15 protein-coding genes are annotated in these 17,785 nt (G+C 62.3%); 7 read left to right on the top strand and 8 right to left on the bottom strand.

The window, feature by feature from the left end:
• Positions 1-93: 93 nt before the first annotated feature.
• Positions 94-2,277: a hypothetical protein gene (locus tag HPY44_07775; GenBank protein NSW55894.1), complete on the top strand. Its 2,184-nt coding sequence runs from the start codon at positions 94-96 to the stop codon at positions 2,275-2,277.
• 11 nt (positions 2,278-2,288) lie between these two features.
• Here HPY44_07775 and HPY44_07780 read toward each other — a convergent pair whose 3' ends face one another.
• Positions 2,289-3,773 (bottom strand): sulfatase-like hydrolase/transferase, encoded by a 1,485-nt coding sequence (locus HPY44_07780; GenBank protein ID NSW55895.1) that lies wholly within the window; start codon positions 3,771-3,773, stop codon positions 2,289-2,291.
• A gap of 53 nt (positions 3,774-3,826) precedes the next feature.
• The gene (locus HPY44_07785) at positions 3,827-4,999 is read right to left on the bottom strand and encodes a hypothetical protein (protein ID NSW55896.1); all 1,173 of its coding nucleotides are present in this window, start codon (positions 4,997-4,999) and stop codon (positions 3,827-3,829) included.
• Positions 5,000-5,164: 165 nt separating this feature from the next.
• Here HPY44_07785 and HPY44_07790 point away from each other — a divergent pair, with 165 nt between their 5' ends.
• From HPY44_07790 to dusB, 3 genes are read left to right on the top strand one after another with little or no spacing between them, the layout of a single operon-like run.
• Positions 5,165-5,959, top strand: a complete 795-nt coding sequence (locus tag HPY44_07790) for a sugar phosphate isomerase/epimerase (GenBank protein NSW55897.1) — start codon at positions 5,165-5,167, stop codon at positions 5,957-5,959.
• Between the two features lie 23 nt (positions 5,960-5,982).
• Positions 5,983-6,771, top strand: a complete 789-nt coding sequence (locus HPY44_07795; GenBank protein NSW55898.1) for a type III pantothenate kinase — start codon at positions 5,983-5,985, stop codon at positions 6,769-6,771.
• Positions 6,764-7,786, top strand: a complete 1,023-nt coding sequence (dusB, locus tag HPY44_07800) for a tRNA dihydrouridine synthase DusB (protein NSW55899.1) — start codon at positions 6,764-6,766, stop codon at positions 7,784-7,786. Before HPY44_07795 ends, dusB begins: the two co-directional genes overlap by 8 nt.
• Before the next feature lie 67 nt (positions 7,787-7,853).
• Here dusB and HPY44_07805 read toward each other — a convergent pair whose 3' ends face one another.
• The gene (locus tag HPY44_07805; GenBank protein ID NSW55900.1) at positions 7,854-8,054 is read right to left on the bottom strand and encodes a hypothetical protein; all 201 of its coding nucleotides are present in this window, start codon (positions 8,052-8,054) and stop codon (positions 7,854-7,856) included.
• Between the two features lie 230 nt (positions 8,055-8,284).
• Here HPY44_07805 and HPY44_07810 point away from each other — a divergent pair, with 230 nt between their 5' ends.
• Positions 8,285-9,076 carry a prepilin-type N-terminal cleavage/methylation domain-containing protein gene (locus HPY44_07810; GenBank protein NSW55901.1) on the top strand — a complete coding sequence of 264 codons (792 nt, stop codon included), beginning with the start codon at positions 8,285-8,287 and terminating at the stop codon, positions 9,074-9,076.
• 87 nt (positions 9,077-9,163) lie between these two features.
• Here the strand turns inward: HPY44_07810 and HPY44_07815 are convergent, their stop codons facing one another.
• Together HPY44_07815 and HPY44_07820 are read right to left on the bottom strand one after the other, a co-directional pair.
• Positions 9,164-10,159 (bottom strand): Gfo/Idh/MocA family oxidoreductase, encoded by a 996-nt coding sequence (locus HPY44_07815; protein ID NSW55902.1) that lies wholly within the window; start codon positions 10,157-10,159, stop codon positions 9,164-9,166.
• Between the two features lie 91 nt (positions 10,160-10,250).
• Positions 10,251-11,735 (bottom strand): hypothetical protein, encoded by a 1,485-nt coding sequence (locus tag HPY44_07820; protein ID NSW55903.1) that lies wholly within the window; start codon positions 11,733-11,735, stop codon positions 10,251-10,253.
• Positions 11,736-11,852: 117 nt separating this feature from the next.
• Here HPY44_07820 and HPY44_07825 point away from each other — a divergent pair, with 117 nt between their 5' ends.
• Both HPY44_07825 and HPY44_07830 read left to right on the top strand, forming a co-directional pair.
• Positions 11,853-12,782 carry an MBL fold metallo-hydrolase gene (locus HPY44_07825; GenBank protein NSW55904.1) on the top strand — a complete coding sequence of 310 codons (930 nt, stop codon included), beginning with the start codon at positions 11,853-11,855 and terminating at the stop codon, positions 12,780-12,782.
• Between the two features lie 197 nt (positions 12,783-12,979).
• Positions 12,980-15,301 (top strand): RNA-binding transcriptional accessory protein, encoded by a 2,322-nt coding sequence (locus HPY44_07830; GenBank protein ID NSW55905.1) that lies wholly within the window; start codon positions 12,980-12,982, stop codon positions 15,299-15,301.
• 93 nt (positions 15,302-15,394) lie between these two features.
• Here HPY44_07830 and phoU read toward each other — a convergent pair whose 3' ends face one another.
• The 3 genes from phoU to pstA are packed head-to-tail and all read right to left on the bottom strand — an operon-like array spanning position 15,395 to position 17,785.
• Complete coding sequence (gene phoU, locus HPY44_07835; protein NSW55906.1) at positions 15,395-16,072, bottom strand: phosphate signaling complex protein PhoU; 678 nt, start codon at positions 16,070-16,072, stop codon at positions 15,395-15,397.
• Entirely contained in the window at positions 16,072-16,902 is an 831-nt protein-coding gene (locus tag HPY44_07840) for a phosphate ABC transporter ATP-binding protein (protein ID NSW55907.1), read from the bottom strand. The genes phoU and HPY44_07840 overlap by 1 nt, the downstream gene beginning before the upstream one ends.
• A gap of 1 nt (position 16,903) precedes the next feature.
• Complete coding sequence (gene pstA, locus HPY44_07845) at positions 16,904-17,785, bottom strand: phosphate ABC transporter permease PstA (GenBank protein NSW55908.1); 882 nt, start codon at positions 17,783-17,785, stop codon at positions 16,904-16,906.

Here is a 17,785-nt window from a genome sequence, read left to right on the forward strand (position 1 = left end):
GGACGCCGGACGTCTCGCATCTGCTTGTGCCCTAAGGATAAATGTGTTATAGACCGGGTGCTGCACAGTACACGGAGGCACGAGAGCATGTCAATGAGCGAGACCCCAACCACCACCTCGGCGGGCTGGTCCGGAATTTGGCGTCCCGCAGAGCCGCATCGCCTGCGTGATACGACCCGGGAACTTGCTCGGCGAGCGCAGTCCGGCGAGCACGGGCGTACCATGCGCAACGCAGACTTCGCTCTTGATGAAGCGTTAGTCGCGGGGATGTCCCCCGACCTGCGCTATGCTCACGCGGCGATGCTGGTGGCGCGCGAGGCGCCGCTTCGCATTCTCCCGGGCGAGAAGATCGTGGGGGCGGCGACGCTGCTCGAAGCCGCCGCGCATATGACGCCGGTGGCGGGAGTTCACAGCACCAGCCACACCACTCTCGGCTTCCATCGGGTGCTGGAGACGGGATACCGTGGCTTGAGGCAGCAGATCGAGGACCGACTGGCGCGAGGCGACTTCGAGCCGTACTCCCCTGATAATCCTGAAGCGAGCCCAGCGCGTGGCGAGGAGTTCCTGCAGTCGCTTCTGCTGTGCTTGGATGCCGCACACGTCTGGCACCGACGGCACATAGCGCTGCTGGATGACCTTGCGGCAAATGCAGAAGGCAATGAGCGCAACGAATACCTGGAGGTCAGGCGCAGCCTGGAGCGGGTGCCTGAGAATCCACCAGAGACTTTCCGCGAAGCTGTCCAGTCTCTCTGGTTCATGTACGCCTTCCAGCGGCTCATGGGCAACTGGTCGGGCTTGGGCCGCGTGGATGCCATGCTAGGACCGTACCTGCGGCGCGACCTCGAGGCCGGGTTGATCGACCTGGACGAGGCCCGAGAACTGATCGCGCATTTCTGGATCAAGGGCTGCGAGTGGATCGGCGCCTTCGACAAGCCCGGTTCAGGCGACGCCCAACATTACCAGAATGTGATCCTCGGCGGAGTGGACGAATCCGGCAATGAGGTCACCAACGAGGTCACTTATCTTGTGCTGGATGTAGTCGAGGAACTGCATATCAGCGACTTTCCCATTGCGGTGCGCGTGAACTCTCGCACCCCGGACCGGCTCCTGCGGCGCATCGCCGAGGTCCAGCGTCACGGTGGCGGGATCGTGGCAATCTACAATGAGGACAAAGTCCTCGAAGGGCTGGTGAAGTTCGGATATTCCCTCGAGGAGGCCCGCGGTTACACCAATGATGGCTGCTGGGAAGTCATCATGCCCGGCCGCACCTGCTTCGGCTACGCGCCCTTCGACATGCTGGGAATTCTGCAGGACGTGCTGGGCCTGCGAGCTGAGGACGCGCAGACGCCCGAGTTCGAGGATTTCGAGGCCCTCTATGCCGCTTTCCTGGACGCTCTGCGCGCGCATCTCGATGCCTTCAATGCGGGTGCGGATCATTGGGGTGCCCACGGTCATCCGGCGCCGCTGGTCTCGCTCATGGTGGAAGACTGCATCGAACGCGCCCGCGGATACTTCGACCGCGGAGCTCGTTACACTGTTCTCTCGCCACACGCGGGCGGCATGCCTGACACTGCCAACAGTCTCCTGGCGATCCGACGGATTGTGTTCGAGGACAAAACGCTGAGCCTGCCCGAACTCGTGGGGATTCTGCGCACCGACTGGGCAGGGCAGGATCATCTCCGGCGGATGGTCACCACTCGCCTGGCATACTACGGCAATGATGACCCCGAAGCAGATGCCATGATGCGCCGGGTGTTCGAAGACTACACGGCGCTGGTGTGGGAGGTTCCTGAGCGCAATGGGGTCAAGCGTCCGGCAGGGATCAGCACCTTCGGGCGGGAGATCGACTGGGCGCCAAGCCGCTCCGCATGCCCCGACGGGCACCGGGCAGGGGCGATACTCGCGACCAACTGCTCCCCGAGCCCCGGCACTGATCGCGAGGGCCCGACATGTGTGGTCAAGTCCTTCTGCAAGCTGGACTTCACCCGCACCCCAAACGGCGCGACGCTGGAACTCAAACTGCACCCCACCACGGTCCAGGGCGAGGACGGTCTGGAGGCGATGGTCAGCCTCCTGCGCACTTTCGTAGAACTGGGCGGTTTCTACCTGCAGGTGGATGTGGTGGACTCGGCGATGCTGATCGACGCCCAGCAGCACCCGGAGAAGTATCCGAACCTGTCGGTGCGCATCTCCGGGTGGTCGGCGCGCTTTGCGACGCTGAGTAAGGAATGGCAGGATATGATCATCCAGCGCACCCAGCAGTATTTCGAGCGGTAGGTGCAAGGTCCTTAGTGCTGAGCCGACGGATGCCGCTGGCGCAGGGGCAGCGGCTCGTTCTGGTGGGCCATGAGGTCGCACATCAGGCACTTCAGGCGCGTGCGTTCCCTCTCCAGATCCGGGTCGTCCCACAAATTGGTGCTCTCCAGGGGGTCGTTCTCCACGTCGAACAGCATCCCCGAACCATCCCCGAACTGGGTGTAATGCCACTGTGGCGTGAGGACCGAGCGCGACCGCAGGTCCACGTCGATGACACCGTAGTTCCCGTAACTCTCAATCAGCGCTGCGTCCGGACGATCCAGACTCCCGGACCTTTCCAGCACCGGGCGCAGGCTCAGGCCTTCCACCGGCACTTCATTCGGCGCACCCATATAGTCAAGGACGGTGGGGAAGATGTCCAGCAGCGTGACCATCGACGGGTCGCGGTGGGGGCTGACCCCAGCTCCCGCGACGATCATCGGTATGCGGTAGCAAGCATCGAAATGCCAGCCGCCCTTAGTGGCAAGGCCATAATCCCCCAGCATGTCGCCGTGGTCGGCGGTGAAGATCACCAGCGTGTCATCCGCGATTCCTTGCGCCCGAAGGCAGTCCATTACCCGTCCGACCTGGTCGTCGATGAATGCCACCGATGCGAGATAATAGCGCCGCATGGTGAGCCAATCTTCGCGCGTCACGTCGTTGAAGCTGCGGATGAAATGCACATGCTGATAGCGCTGGACTGCGCGGTGCAGGGCCGGGTCGTCTGAAGTCAGTGGCTCGGGCACCAATGCCGGATCAATGCGGTCGAGATACTCGGCCGGAGGGTCGTACGGATCGTGGGGGTCCACAAAGGACATCTTCAGGAAGAACGGGCGAGACGGGTCTCGGTTTTCGATGTACTGGATTGCCTCGTTGCCCACCCAGCGCGTCTGACAAACGTGGGCGTCGATGATGGACGGGTAGGTCATGCGCGCCTGAACATCGGGTGGGAAGGCGGCATGGGCTTCGCGCACTTCGCTGAGCAGGTCGCGGTGACTCGGGCCGTAGTCGCTAAGGTGGGGCATGGGCCAGACTGTGGCCAGGGCCCGCTGGAAATGCTCTGGATGCTCGCGCTCCACCCAGTCCAACCAGTGCCCCGCGCGGATGTCTTCGGTGGTCTGCGCCTGGTCGAACCCCCACTTCCGTACGTCGTTGTAGGCGGATCGCCCGTGACATTCCAGGTGGAACTTGCCCACTCCGAAGGTCTGCACCCCTTGTCCCTGGAGGACCTGCGGGAAGGTCGTGAGACCGGGTGCGAGTTCCCAGCCGTTGTACCACAATCCGTGGTGCTGGGCGCTGCGCCCTGTAATGAGCGATGCCCGCGCGGGCATGCACACAGGATAGGGCGAAACGCAGCGGTCAAACTGCACACCACTGCGCGCAAGGTTGTCCAGGTGCGGAGTGGATGCGGCGGGATTGCCGTAACACCCGAGCCACCGGGCGCTCAACTGATCGGCCATGATGAGAATGACGTTCACAATCGGCCTCCTGGTATTGTGTCGGCGAAAGACGGGGAATGGTGGTGCGACTGTTATCGCTCCGCGAGGGAGAACGGGCGGTCCACTTCCTCCAGCCATTCCTCCTCGGGCAGGTCGATCGGGTAACGCCCAACCTCGTGCGCATATTCGAAGGTCCTGCAGAGCACGTCGGGGTCGGTGCCCGCGTAGGTCTCGCCACCGATGGCGAAAACATAGCCTCCGCCCGGCGCCGCGAGCCTGATCCGGTTGCGTATCTTCTGCTTCAGCGTCTCAGTCCAGCCCGCATACAGGTCACGATTATTCATGTTCCCGTGGACCACACAGCGCGCAGGCTTCAGGATCTCAACAGCCGGTTGCAGGCGGCTCCAGCCGCCGATGTCTACGTGGTTCAGGTGCAGGACCTTGGCATAGGTCTCGCAGTGCTGGTGGTGCGGGCCGTCGGAATGCAGGCTGCGGTATTTCCGACCGTATTCATCCCAAAGGGCCTTGTTCCAGGGCAGGACCTGCTCGTCATACATGGCCTTACTCACGAAGGAGCAGTTATCGTCCGCCAGGCCAAGCGCGTCGCGATTACCGCCGAAGACCTCCAGCGCGTACTCCTTGAGCATCACAAACTGCCGGTAACATTTCTCGAACAGAATCCGAACCAGATCCGGGTCGGCAGCCATGAGATAGTAAACGAGATCCGGGGGGGCGATAGCGCAGGCACATGACAGGGGCGGATGAATCCCCACCATTCCGTAATGCGCGGGCAGGTTGACCCCGAGCGCTTTGGCGCGGTCAGCGAACTCCTGGCCTCGCCTCAAGAAAGCTGCAACGGCCGGGTTGTCGCGCGGGTCTATGGGCTCCAGCTTTTCGATATCCTTCGCATCCATCACGAAATGGGGAATACGCGGTGAGGTGTTGTCCGGGTACTCAATGGGGGCGTTCCAGGCCACGGCTTCTCCCACCGGTCCGGCGTCGTAGTAGAGGGACGCGTCGGTACGGTCGTCGGGGATGTTGTCCAGTCGCCACTTGATTCCGCGCATCTGCACCTCGATCTGGGTATCGATGTCGGTGTAATAGTCACGGATGTTCACCCCGAACAACCACGCGTAGTAGCTGCCGGCCACGGAAGCGTGGGTGGCGACGCAGTCACCCTCCTCGAAGTTCATGGCCGCCCGGACACGCTTGCGGCTGGCCTCGAAGCGGTCCTGGTACTTGTCGAGATCGATGGTCTTCCACATGTTCATCACCTGCACATGAGTGCTGCGGTCCGCCGGGCATATTTCGCTTGTCAGCCGTGCGGACCTGCTGGAAGGTGTGTGAGAATCGGAGGGGAAATGCCCGCGGTCGGCTCAACGCGACCACCGGGGACGGACAAGTGCCGTTCCGCAGAAGGAGACTGCCCCATGAAGATCGGACTGAGCTGCATTATCACCCCGCGTGAATGGAGCTTCGATGAGACCCTGTCTAATGCCAAGGCGGCGGGATACGAGGCCCTCGAACTCGTGATCACAGACGAGGGCGAAATCACGCTGGACACGCCGGCAAGTGAGCTGGAGAGACTGTCGAGCCGAGCGAAGGATGCGGGAATCGAACTGACCAGCGTCTGTCCCGGTTTCCGCAACAGGCCCAAGGACCTGATGACCAACGATGAAGCGGTGCGGCTGGAGAGCATCGACAATGTCCGCCGTGCGCTGGACGTTGTGAAGGGCCTGGGCGTTGATACCATGCTGCTCACCTTGGGCGGCTTGCCGGCAGAGCTCTACTATAACGAGGCCTACGCCAACGCCCTGCGCTCCATGACTACGCTGGCCCCGTATGCGGAAGAGGTCGGGGTCAATCTGGCGATAGAGTATGTGTGGAATAGGTTCCTGCTGAGCCCCATGGAGTTCGCGCGGTTCTGCGACGAATGCGCCAGCCCCCGGGTCGGGTTCTTCTTCGACACCGGCAACATGGTGATTTTTGGATATCCCGAACACTGGGCGCGCATCTGTGGCAAGCATATCCAGAAGGTGCACTTCAAGGACTTCAAGCGCCCCGGCACTTGGACCCCGCTGCTCGAGGGCGACGTAGACTTTCCGGCAGTCATGGCCGAACTGCGCAAGGTCGGCTACAATGACCCCGTGCTTTCTGAAGTCGCTCCCAGCACCGCGTCCCTCGAAGAGACTGCCGACGCGATGCGTAAGATCCTGGAAATGTAGGCGCATAGCGGAGATCCAGACCGATGTCCAAAGGCGTGCCGATTTTCGCCCAGATCGGTAACACCAACCTGACAATAGCGGCATGGCGAGGCAAGTGGGAGAACCACGCGCGCCTCGCCATGCCTGATGCCGCCGATGCCGATGCATGGGCGCGAGTGCTGGATGATGTGTCAGCGGGAGCCCCAATCTCCAGCCTGGCCACGGTTACCAGCCGGCCGACATCCGCATGCACCGATGCTCTGGAGCGGGCCGCGCGTGAGCGGGGAGCTGAGACGGCGCGTCTCGGTCGCGAAATCCCGCTGAAGATGCGCTGCACGTACAAAGACCCGAAGCAGTTGGGGATGGACCGCCGCCTGGCTGCCTGGTCGGCTGCAAGGCTCGCCGGAAAGCCGTGCATCGTGCTGGACGCAGGCACGTATCTCACCTGCGACGCCGTAGATGCAAGAGGCGTGCACCTGCCCGTCGCCATCGCACCCGGGCTGCCCATCGTGCTTCACGGCGCAGGCGAAACTGCACAGCATCTCACCCGGTATCTGCACAATGCCGGCTGGATGCCGAACATCGTGCGGGGCGTCGGGACCCGATCCACGCAAGATGGCATCACCGCCGGGATGTGCGCTTTCATGGGCGGCACCGGGCAGGCGCTTATCCGCATGGCCCGAGAGGCGCTTGGATACGTTGAGGCCGAGATCGTGTTCACCGGGGGAGATGCGCCGTGGTTGCTGGCTGCACACCCCGGATCGGTCTTGGCGCTCCCGCACCTGTGTCTCGATGGCCTACGGTTGTTATATGATGCGTCCCGCAATGACTAAGCGAACAGCCCCCAATCAATCACGCGCCTGGCGAATCGGAAGCGTTGAGATCGGCGGCCCTCTCGTGCTGGCCCCGCTGGCCGGGTTCACCAGCCCACCCATGCGGTTTCTGTGCCGCCGTGCAGGCGCCGATCTCGTTTTCACCGAGATGGTGTCCTCTCACGGCCTGTACCAGGGCAATCGCAAGACCCGCAAGCTCCTGGAGATCTGGCAGCCCGAGCACCCCGTTGCGGTGCAGATTTTCGGCGGAGTCCCGGAGATCATGGCGGCGGGGGTTGCAGAGGTCCAGGAACGCGGTGCGGACATCATCGATATCAACATGGGCTGCCCGGTGCCCAAGGTTATCCGTTCCGAAGGCGGCGCGGCGCTCATGCACAACCACGATCAGGCGGTTGCGGTCGCGAAGGCCGTGGTGAAGGCCGCCGATGTGCCGGTGACCTGCAAGATCCGCGCGGGAATCAACAAGAACGACGCGGGCTATCTGGAGCTTGCTCTCAGGCTGCAGGACGTGGGCGTCGCCGCGATCTCGGTACACGCGCGCACGGTGGCGCAGGCTTACCACGGCGAGGCGGACCACGAACACACCGCACGCCTCGTGGAGGCCCTGGATATCCCGGTAATCGCAAGCGGAGACGTCTACTCCCCGCGGACTCCTGCTTCTCTAATCGAGGACACGGGATGCTCGGGAGTGATGTTCGCGCGAGGAGCGATTGGTCGCCCGTGGGTTTTCGCTCAGGCTGCGCGGGTGTTGAGGGACGAGGAGCCCGGCAGTGACCCCCCGCCTGAACAGCGCCTGGGCCTGGCACTGTGCCACGCGCAGTTGATGGCCCAGTACGTGGGTGAAGAGCTTGCGGTGCACGAGATGCGGGCGCATCTCGCGTGGTACACCCGTGGCCTGCCTGAGAGCAAGCGCCTGCGGGAACGGACCAACCACGTGGGGTCGCTCCGGGTGCTGGCGGAATTGTTCACGGAGTACGTCGTCCACTTGCGCGAAACCGCAGGAGGTGATGCGTAGACGCAAACTGAACGCGCCGCCCGGATAGGGGGCAGCGCGTGTGAGTTCGGCCTCGGGCGTGGCTGGATCAGCGGGGCAGCACTGTCACGTTGCGTCCTCCGGTCTGAATCGCGTAAAGCACTTCGGACAGGCCCGTCTCGCCGCCGATCTGCTGAAACCAGACAAGGCCTGCACAGGCCGCAACTGCGAGTATCACGGCGATATCCCTTCCCGCAGAACCCTCCTCATCAGACCACAGGAACGACAGGAACTTCATCATTCGGCTCACGCCACCCTTTTCCTGCGCCGCAGAAGCCATCTGACCGGGATAATACCCACGTCGTCGGCTGCGTAATCCGCCGCCAACCTGTACATGAGTGTACGACGATTTCCTCGGCGTAACGGTTCGGCAAATGCTCCGGTCTCATCTCTCGCCGCCCTCAAGACCCAAGCCCGGCAGGCCCATCCTTTTCTCGACTCTCGCCTCCGCAACACTGGGCGAACTCAAGGAGGTACGGCATGGGCCGCAGAGGCTTCACCCTGGCTGAGTTACTGTTGGCCATGGCAATCATTAGCGTACTGGCCGCAATCCTGTTCCCCGTGTTCGCAGCATCGCGTCAGAAGGCGTTGGAGGTGACTTGCGCATCGAACCTCAGGCAGGCAGCGCTGGCCATCTCCTGCTATGCGGACGACTACGACGGTGCCTATCCCGCCGGTACTCCCCGTGCCACCGACCCGCGTCGTCCGATATATCAGGCCACGCTGCCAGGGACGCTCAGCCCGTACCTGGGCGCCCGCAGCTGGGGAGCCTGCCCGTCTTTGGACCAGCCGCGCTTCTACGCAGAGAACGAGTGCCTTATGCCGCGGCCCGTGAATTCGTGGACTCGCGGCGCGCGCCGCGTATCCACGGTCGGCCAGGTCGTCGATCCCTCATGCGTGGCCTTGCTGTTCGACCCGATGACCCGCGCGAGACGCACAACCACACCTGCCCCGCCTGCCACCACCACCGGTATCCGGCCGGACCAGACGTCCATGCTGGTATTAGGCTCGACGATCACGGGCTGTGGTCTGGTGACTGTCGCCGAAGAGGTGGTACCGGTTATCTGGACTGAGGAGACCAGCATCGTCCAGGGGGTTGAATTGACCTCCACAGGCGGCTGTCCATGCACCGGCCCCCTGACCGCCGAGAGAGTGTTCAGCGGCACTCTGTACCCGCGGCCACACGCCGGTGGGTTCAATGTGGCCTACGCCGATGGCCACGTAGAGCGGGTCAGTGGGTTCCCCGAGGATCTTGTGTTCTACGGTGGCTAGAGGCGAAGCAAAGCGCGTTGCCTGAAGAAGGGGCGGGACAGCCGGGCGCGAGGACAACGCTTCACGCCCGGCGATCATATCCTGGGTCTACAGCGGGAAGGTGATCCCCTTCCGGGCGCTCGCCCGGGCTTTGAGCACCACCTCAGTCATACGGAAACAGTCTTCCGCCGGCACGTCGCAGGCACACTCGCCCTGTACGCTCCGGACGAAGTTGACAAACTGCTGTTCCGGCGCGCTGGGCAGTTCCAGCTCAATCTCACCTTTCTCGGCGTCGATGAGCGTCACCCGATTCCCGCAGGCAGTGGACTCGATGACACCCCTGTTTCCAGCCACTCGGATCCGGTCGTCACCATGGGTGGGCGCTGCAGCGGGACGGCAGTAGTCCAGGCGTGCCGAGGCTGTGCCACCATTGTCCAGTTTGCAGAGCACCTGTCCCTGGTCCTCCATGTCGCGCATGTCCGGGTGCGCCACGTTCGAGCAGTACCCGAAGACCTCCGTGAACTCCCGGCCAGTGCACCAGCGAATGCAGTCCAGCGCGTGAATCCCGATGAAGGGGATGATCCCGCTGAAAGTAGCGCTGTTGCGCTGCCACTCCGGCCGGTTCCCCAGGCGATAAGACTTCTGGAACGTCGCCATGCAGACCTCACCAATGCCGCCATCAGCAATGACTTGGCGCACCAGGCGATATGCAGGCTCAAAGCGCATCGTGAGCAGCATCGACAGGTGAGTGCCATTTTCTTCCACCGCGCGCCGGACATCCGCAAGGTCCGGAAGAGCATTTACGAGCGGCTTTTCGCACAGGCAGTGAATACCCTTACTGGCCGCAGCGATCAGGATCTGATGGCGCTCGCTGTCCACCCCGGCTTCGCCGAGAATATCGATCTCTTCATTCTCCAGCATCTCGCGCCAGTCAGTGTAGGTGCGAGTGTTCGCGTTCGCGCATGGCCAGCTGGGTACGCTGGCCAGGGACTCGGGGTTGTCGTCGGACACTGCAACAAGCGCCGCTCCCTCAATCAGCGGAATGCCGCTTGTGATCGTGCCCTGGTGGCCCTTGAGGCCGGCGATGGCGACTTTCAGTGACATGAATAGGTTCTCCTCTGTTACGCTCGTTACGTCGCTGCAGCACAATTCCGCGCAGGGCAGGAGATACCTGCCCCTCGAATGATATGCCTGGCTACCTGCGGGCCACGAACTCGAATGCGTACAGCTTCGCCGAACGCATAACGAAGCACAGGCGAACCGGTTTCCCCGCGAAGCCCGAGACGTCCGGACTCCCGGCCCACGTCACGGTTCGAGACGGGTTGTTGGCATAGATAACATCGCAATCATCCGGCGTGAAGCCCGGGATCGGTCGGCCGCCGGCGTCCAGAAGTCCCACTCGGCAGCCGCCCAGTGCGGAGCAGTCGATGTTGAGGACGAGCCGCTCCCCCTCGAACTTCACGGGGGGCGTCACGAAGATCCCACCCGTGAAGTCAGCGTCCACCGATACAAACCCGTCGATCCGCTGACGCAAGGCACAGATGGAGCCGAAGCGCTTTTTCGCGCGCCGGGTCTCGGCGCCTTTTCCGTGGCTGATCTCATACCCGCCATAGTACTGGTAGAGCCAGTTGCCTCGTCGGACGAGGCCCACCGCCATGTAGAGCCGCTGGGAATCAACTTCATCCGGCATGCCCAGAGACACATACGGCCGTCTTTCGGGCCGATGGAACTCCACTCCGTCACGGCTCACAGCAAGCTGGATGTCCAGCAGACCATCATTGGGCGGCGGGGGATGGTGCATGTACGGGCTTGGGAACATGAAGTACACGCTCTGGGCGAAGGGATACTCCACCGCCGCGGGATTGTAGTGGTCCGACTCAACAGGGTCGAGTTCGTCATACCCGAAGGCTGTAGGGAACTCCCGGGTCGGCACCGGGATCTTGTCGCGCCCCCACACGAAGTAGGCATCCTCCCCGAGGCTCTCGTAGGGCCAGGGCTGGAGGATGTCGTCGGTCTCGATGCGCCCTATCTTGCGCAAGGGGTCCCATTTGCGCAGGTAGGCCACATACTTGCCCCTCTGGCGGTCCCAGGCGGCCTGATTCGCGGTATCCGGAGCGATATCCAGCACCCGCGGTCCCTGGTTCCAGTGAATGCCGTCAGCAGACGTATGGCAGACGATGCCGCCTTCCACCGGATCGGGCCACTTGTGCATGGCGACCATCTTGAACCGTTCTTCCGGCCTGCCGTGCGGGTCCAGGAAGACCACGGTTTCATGTACATCGGTCATAACAACGTTGTTATCGGAGCTACCCCCGACGTCACAAACGCGCAAGGTCGGACGTTCCCAGCGCAGGCCGTCTTCCGACAGCGCCAGGCAGACATTGGCAGTGTCGTCGAAGTTCTCGCATCGGTAATACAGTCGAAACTCTCCCTCGTACTCGATGACCGAGGCGCAGAAGCCCATGGACATTTCCCAGGGCGCTTCGGGACGCAGCACCGGCCCCAGCTTCACGGCCGGGTTCATCTGCAGTCTGACGCCCCGGCAACACTGGACAAACCGATCATCGATGAAAAGCTGTCTCTGCGAACCCACCTCAAGCGCCTCGCAAGGCCGCATACCCGTGGGCAGGTCCTGCGGGCCGGTGACGATGCCGGTGAGATCGCGGTTGGGGCTCGACATTGGTGCCTCCTGAAAGACGTGTCGGTCTGCGGAACAGCTGGGTATTCCGCAGCGGCCCGGGTTCTCCTGCCAAATCCGTGGGAGGGCAAGGCCCGGCGTACGAGGAAGCTGACGAGCATGTCACTCACACACGCCCGGACATGGCAGCCACCGATAGCCGCCCGCATGCCAGGAGCAATCGCCCTCATGTTCGCATTCTGCCTGCCGACGCTCTGCGTGGCCGCTGAAGCCCCAGAGCTCAAGACCTTTACGCTCTGGCAACTCAAAGAACAGACGCGCACCCAGATGATGTCGTATGTCATTCGCACACAGACCGGGAAGGTCATCGTCATCGACGGCGGCACGGCGGGGGATGCGAAGCACCTGGCAGAGCACATCGCCGGTCTTGGCAACCACGTGTCGTTGTGGATTCTGACCCACCCGCACAGCGACCACACAGACGCTCTGGTATCCATCCTCCAGTCGCCCGGGGAGATGCGGATCGACGGCATCTACGCCTCCATGCCCGAAAGGGAATGGGTGAAGACATACGCCAATGCTGAGGAGTGGCGGGTGTACGAGCGCACTTGCGCGGTGTTCGAGAAGACAGGGCGAGCGCCCGCCGAACTGGAACTCGGGCAGGAGTTTCTTATCGACGGAGTGCGCATTGAGATTCTGGGCATCAAGAACCCCGAGATCACTGCGAACTCCATCAACAACCAGAGCGTCATCCTGAAGGTCACCGGAGCGGACCGAAGCATCCTTTTCACTGGCGATCTCGGCAGAGAGGGCGGGCGCAAAGCTCTTGCAGGCCCCTATGCCGACAGACTCCACGCCGACTATATCCAGATGGCGCACCACGGGCAAAATGGGGTCGAAGAGGCCTTCTACCAGCATGTTGGGGCTAATGGCTGTCTTTGGCCAACGCCGATCTGGCTCTGGAACAATGACACTGGCGCAGGCAAGGGTTCCGGCCCTTGGAAGACCCTGGAAGTGCGGGCCTGGATGGAGAAGCTGCCCATCAAGCGGCATTATGTGACCTGTCTGGATGGCGAGTTGATTGAGTGACGGCGCTCCAAGGGCCCGTTGCTTCCTCTGCGCCGACACCGCACCGTTGGGAATGAAGGCATTCGGCGAGCCCCCTGCAAGCCGTGGTGCTCTTCCATCGCCCTCTCCATTGTGCTATGATTGCCGCTCCGCCGGAGCCGTCCTTCGGCCGTGAGTAACCACGCCACTTTCCACACGTCAAACCGTCCGAGGTCGCTATGAACGAAGCACATATCAGCCGAATTGCCGAGGAACTCAGCCTGCGCGCCAACCAGGTGCGCGCCACTGCCGACCTTCTCTCCGAGGGCGCAACTGTACCCTTCATCTCCCGGTATCGCAAGGAAGCCACCGACAGCCTGGACGAGGTGGCTGTGGCCGCAATTCGCGACCGTCTCGAGCAGCTCGCCGAACTCGATTCCCGGCGCGAAGCGATTCTCAAGTCCCTGGAGGAGCGCGAACTCCTCACCGACGACTTGCGCGACCGGCTCAATGCCGCCGAGACCCTCGCGGTGCTGGAAGACATCTACCTGCCATATCGGCCCAAGCGCAGAACACGGGCGACCATCGCCCGTGAGCGGGGTCTGGAACCGCTGGCCGATCTGATCTTCGCCCAGGGGGACATTGACATCGTGGCCGAAGCGCTGGCCTTCGTGGACCCCGACAAGGAGGTCAATGATGTTGAGGAAGCACTGGCCGGGGCCCGAGATATCATCGCGGAGAGAGTGAACGAGGACGAGATCGCCCGGGCCACGATGCGCAGGCTTTTCGCGGAGAAGGCTACCCTGCGCTCCCGGGTTATCCCCGGTAAGGAAGAAGAAGGAGCAAAGTATCGCGACTACTTCGAATGGGAAGAAAACCTCGCGCAGGCGCCATCACACCGTGTCCTGGCAATGCGCCGCGGCGAAGACGAGGGCATTCTTTCGCTGCGCGTCAGCCCGCCGGAGGAGCAGGCCCTGGCTATGCTGCGCTCCCAGTTCGTAACCGGAGAAGGCGCTGCCTCCGAGCAGGTGCGACTGGCAGTGGAAGACAGCTACAAGCGACTGCTGTCGCTGTCCATGGAGACCGAAGCGCGCATGGAAAGCAAGCGCCGGGCCGATGAGGAAGCGATCCAGGTGTTTGCCGGGAATCTGCGGCAGCTTCTTCTCGCGCCGCCGCTGGGACAGAAAGCGGTGCTTGCACTGGACCCTGGATTCCGCACCGGCTGCAAGCTGGTCTGCCTCGACCGCCAGGGCAAGCTCCTGTACAACGATACGATCTTTGTCACTCAGTCGGACCGCCAGAGACAGGTGGCCGCCGAGATGGTGCGGGCCCTGTGCGAGAGGCACGGTGTGGAGGCTATCGCCATCGGAAATGGCACCGCAAGCCGGGAGACCGAGAGCTTCGTGCGCAGTCTGGATCTTCCCGAGAGCATCGCCTGTGTGATGGTGGATGAGAGCGGCGCGTCGATCTATTCTGCGTCGGAAGTGGCCCGGGAGGAGTTCCCCGAACACGACGTCACCGTGCGGGGATCAGTGTCCATTGGCCGCCGGCTCATGGATCCCCTCGCCGAACTGGTCAAGATCGACCCCAAGTCTATCGGAGTGGGCCAGTATCAGCACGATGTGGACCAGGCCGCGCTGCGCAAAGCCCTGGATGACGTGGTGATTAGCTGCGTCAACGCTGTCGGGGTGGAGGTCAACACCGCCAGCAAACAACTTCTGTCCTACGTGTCCGGCCTGGGACCAAAGCTTGCCCAGGCGATCGTGGATTACCGCAATGAAAATGGGGCGTTCAGCTCCCGGCGCGACCTGCTCAAGGTTCCGCGCCTGGGCCCCAAAGCTTTCGAGCAGTGTGCCGGGTTCCTGCGCATCCGGGACGGTGAGAATCCCCTGGATGCCAGCGCAGTGCATCCGGAAAGCTACCCCATCGTGGAGCGTATGGCGAAGGACCTGGGCTGCGACATCCGGGAACTGATGCGCGATCCCGAAATCCGCAGCAGGATCAAGCTGGACGACTACGTGACTGAAACCTTTGGGATGCCAACCCTGCAGGACATCCTGCAGGAGCTTGCCAAACCAGGCCGCGACCCCCGTGAGCGTTTCGAGGCGTTCCAGTATGCCGACGGGATCGAGCAGCTGGAAGACCTGCAGCCGGGAATGACCTTGCCGGGGATCGTCACGAACATTACGAAGTTCGGGGTGTTCGTGGATGTGGGCGTGCACCAGGACGGTCTCGTGCACATCAGCCAGCTTGCAGATCACTTCGTGAAGGATCCCAACGATGTGGTGAAGCTGCGCCAGCACGTGAAAGTGAAGGTGCTGGAAGTGGACCTGGAGCGGGGCCGTATTGCCCTGACAATGCGCGCGAATCCGGAAGCTCCTGTGGGAAAGCCGGCGCCCGAGAAGCGCACAGCGCAGGAATCCAGGTCCGCTCCGCGCCAGGGCGGCAATTCCTTCGGTGGCCGCAAGTCGGATCGTCGCGAGAAGCCCCAGAAGCCCGAACGCGGCCCCGACACAGCTCTGGGCAAGGCACTTCTAGATGCACTGAAAAAAGGCGGGTAGCCAGGACGCCTGGCGCGAACTCGAGAAAGCCTCCCGGCAGGTGCTCTGTCGCTTGTCCGGGAGGCTTTGCTTTGGGGAACCGGTTCGCCGCAGCTAACCTTCAGGCGTCAACCGTCCGGTCTCCATGTAGACGACACGTTCGCCCACGTTGACCGTGTGGTCGCCGATGCGCTCGAGATAGCGGGCCACGAAGAGCAACTGGGTCGCCTGAAAGACATAGCGCGGGTCCTGGCGCATGTGTTCCATGAGCTGTTCGGTCACCCGCTTGAAGATGATGTCCACGGCTTCATCATCATCCGCGAGGGATCGTGCCGATTCAACGTCTCGATCCACGAAGGCGTTGATGGCTTTGCGGAGCATGTCGGCCACGAGGCGGGCCATTTCGGGGATGTCCTCGAGAGGCCAGTAAAGCGGCTCCCCGCGCAACTTGCGCGCGACCTTGGCAATATCCTTTGAGTAGTCGCCGATTCGTTCCAGGTCCGTGGCGATGCGGATTGCAGCGGTGATCTCGCGCAAGTCCCGGGCCATGGGCTGCTGAAGAGCGAGCAGGTTGATGGCCAGTTCCTCAATGCCGTAGTTCAGGGCATCAGAAACATCATCGCTGAGGCGAACCTCTTCGGCGAGTTCAGGATTATTCTCCTGTAACGCCTCCATCCCGCGAGAAAGCATGCCATCCACGAAGGTCGCCATCTCCAGCACCATCTCACGCAAGCGCGCCAGCTTCTCCCGGTACTCCGACCGGATCGGCAGACCATTGCCGCTAGTAACCATTATCCGAACCTTCCCTGAACGTAATCTTCCGTGCGTTTGTCTGCGGGAGCCTTGAAGATCTTTGAAGTCTCGTCGAACTCCACGAGCTCTCCCAGGAGAAAGAAACCAGTCTTCTGGGAGACGCGCGCTGCCTGGTACATATTGTGTGTCACAATAATGACAGTGTAATCTTGTTTCAGTTGCGTCATTAGCTCCTCGATGCGGAAGGTAGCATTGGGGTCGAGAGCTGAGCAAGGCTCATCCATCAGGATCACTTCCGGCTGCACAGCCATCACGCGGGCAATGCACAGGCGCTGCTGTTGGCCGCCGGAAAGGGAAAACGCCGACTGGTGCAGCTTGTCCTTCACCTCGTCCCAAAGAGCGGCTCCTCGCAGGGTATTCTCCACGATCTCCGCGAGCCGAGACCTGTTCCGCTCTCCATGCAGGCGCGGACCGTATGCGATGTTGTCGAAGATGGACATGGGGAAGGGGTTGGGCTGCTGGAACACCATTCCCACACGTTTGCGCAATTCCACGGCGTCCACGCGCCGGTCATAGATATCGACGCCGTCCATCAAGAGCCTGCCCTCGACGCGAACCCCCTCCAGCACGTCATTCATGCGGTTCAGGCAGCGCAGGAATGTGGACTTTCCACAACCAGATGGTCCGATGAGCGCGGTGATCTGGCGCTCCGGGATGTCCATGCTGACGCCCTTGAGCGCATGGAACTTGCCGTAGTAGACGCTTAGTTCCTGGGCGGAAAGCTTGATAACCGGCGCTGTCGATGCCTCGGCCGTACGGGATCGAGTGACGTCGTGTGTTGCCTGTATCTCCGGCGTCCGCGCCGCCATATCAGACCCTCTTCTTGCGCAAGTAAGTGCGCATAGCAACAGCAATGATGTTGAACCCCAGGACAATGGTCAGCAGCACCAGAGCAACGCCCCATTTCAGTTCATCGGGGGCGGTGGGAAGCTGAGTTGCGATGGCAAACAGGTGATACGGCAGGGCCATGAAGGGCTTGAACAGCGCGTCATGGGCACCGGGCATGCTGGACATGTAGAAGACAGCGCCCGTGAGCAGAATCGGTGCGGTCTCACCCGCCGCGCGTCCGATCGCCAGAACGAGACCCGTCAGTATCCCTGGCATGGCATTAGGCAGCACGATTCGCCAGATGGTCTGCCACTTGGTGGCCCCGAGTGCCAGACTCGCGTGGCGCTGGTGCTGGGGCACCTGGCGCAGGGCTTCCTCAGTGGTGGTGATGATCATCGGAAGCACCAGCAGGGCCAGGGTCGCCGCACCGGCGAGAAGGCAACTGCGGGAGTATTCGTGGGGGTCGAGATTGAACGCGTTGATGATTGCGGGCATGACCACCATCACGAAAACACCCATCCCGAATAGACCGTAGACGATGGATGGGACCCCCGCAAGGTTCATGATTGCGATGCGGATCGCGCGTACCAGCAGGCCCTGTTTCGCGTACTCACTCAGGTACACTGCGCCCAGCACACCCACTGGCACCGCAAAGACCATGGTCACCAGGACGAGACCGACCGATCCCGCGATGGCTGGGAAGATCCCCCCTGCAGTCATGCCGTCCTTGGGCATGCCGGTCAGAAACTCCACGCTGACCACGGAGCCACCCTTTGCGACAACAAACCACACTATCAGGATCGCGGGCACCACGATTGACAGCGCCAGCAGGCCCAGGCAGCCGAAGGCCAGCGACTGATTCAC

The sequence above is a fragment of the Armatimonadota bacterium genome (assembly GCA_013314775.1).
Lineage (GTDB): Bacteria > Armatimonadota > Zipacnadia > Zipacnadales > JABUFB01 > JABUFB01.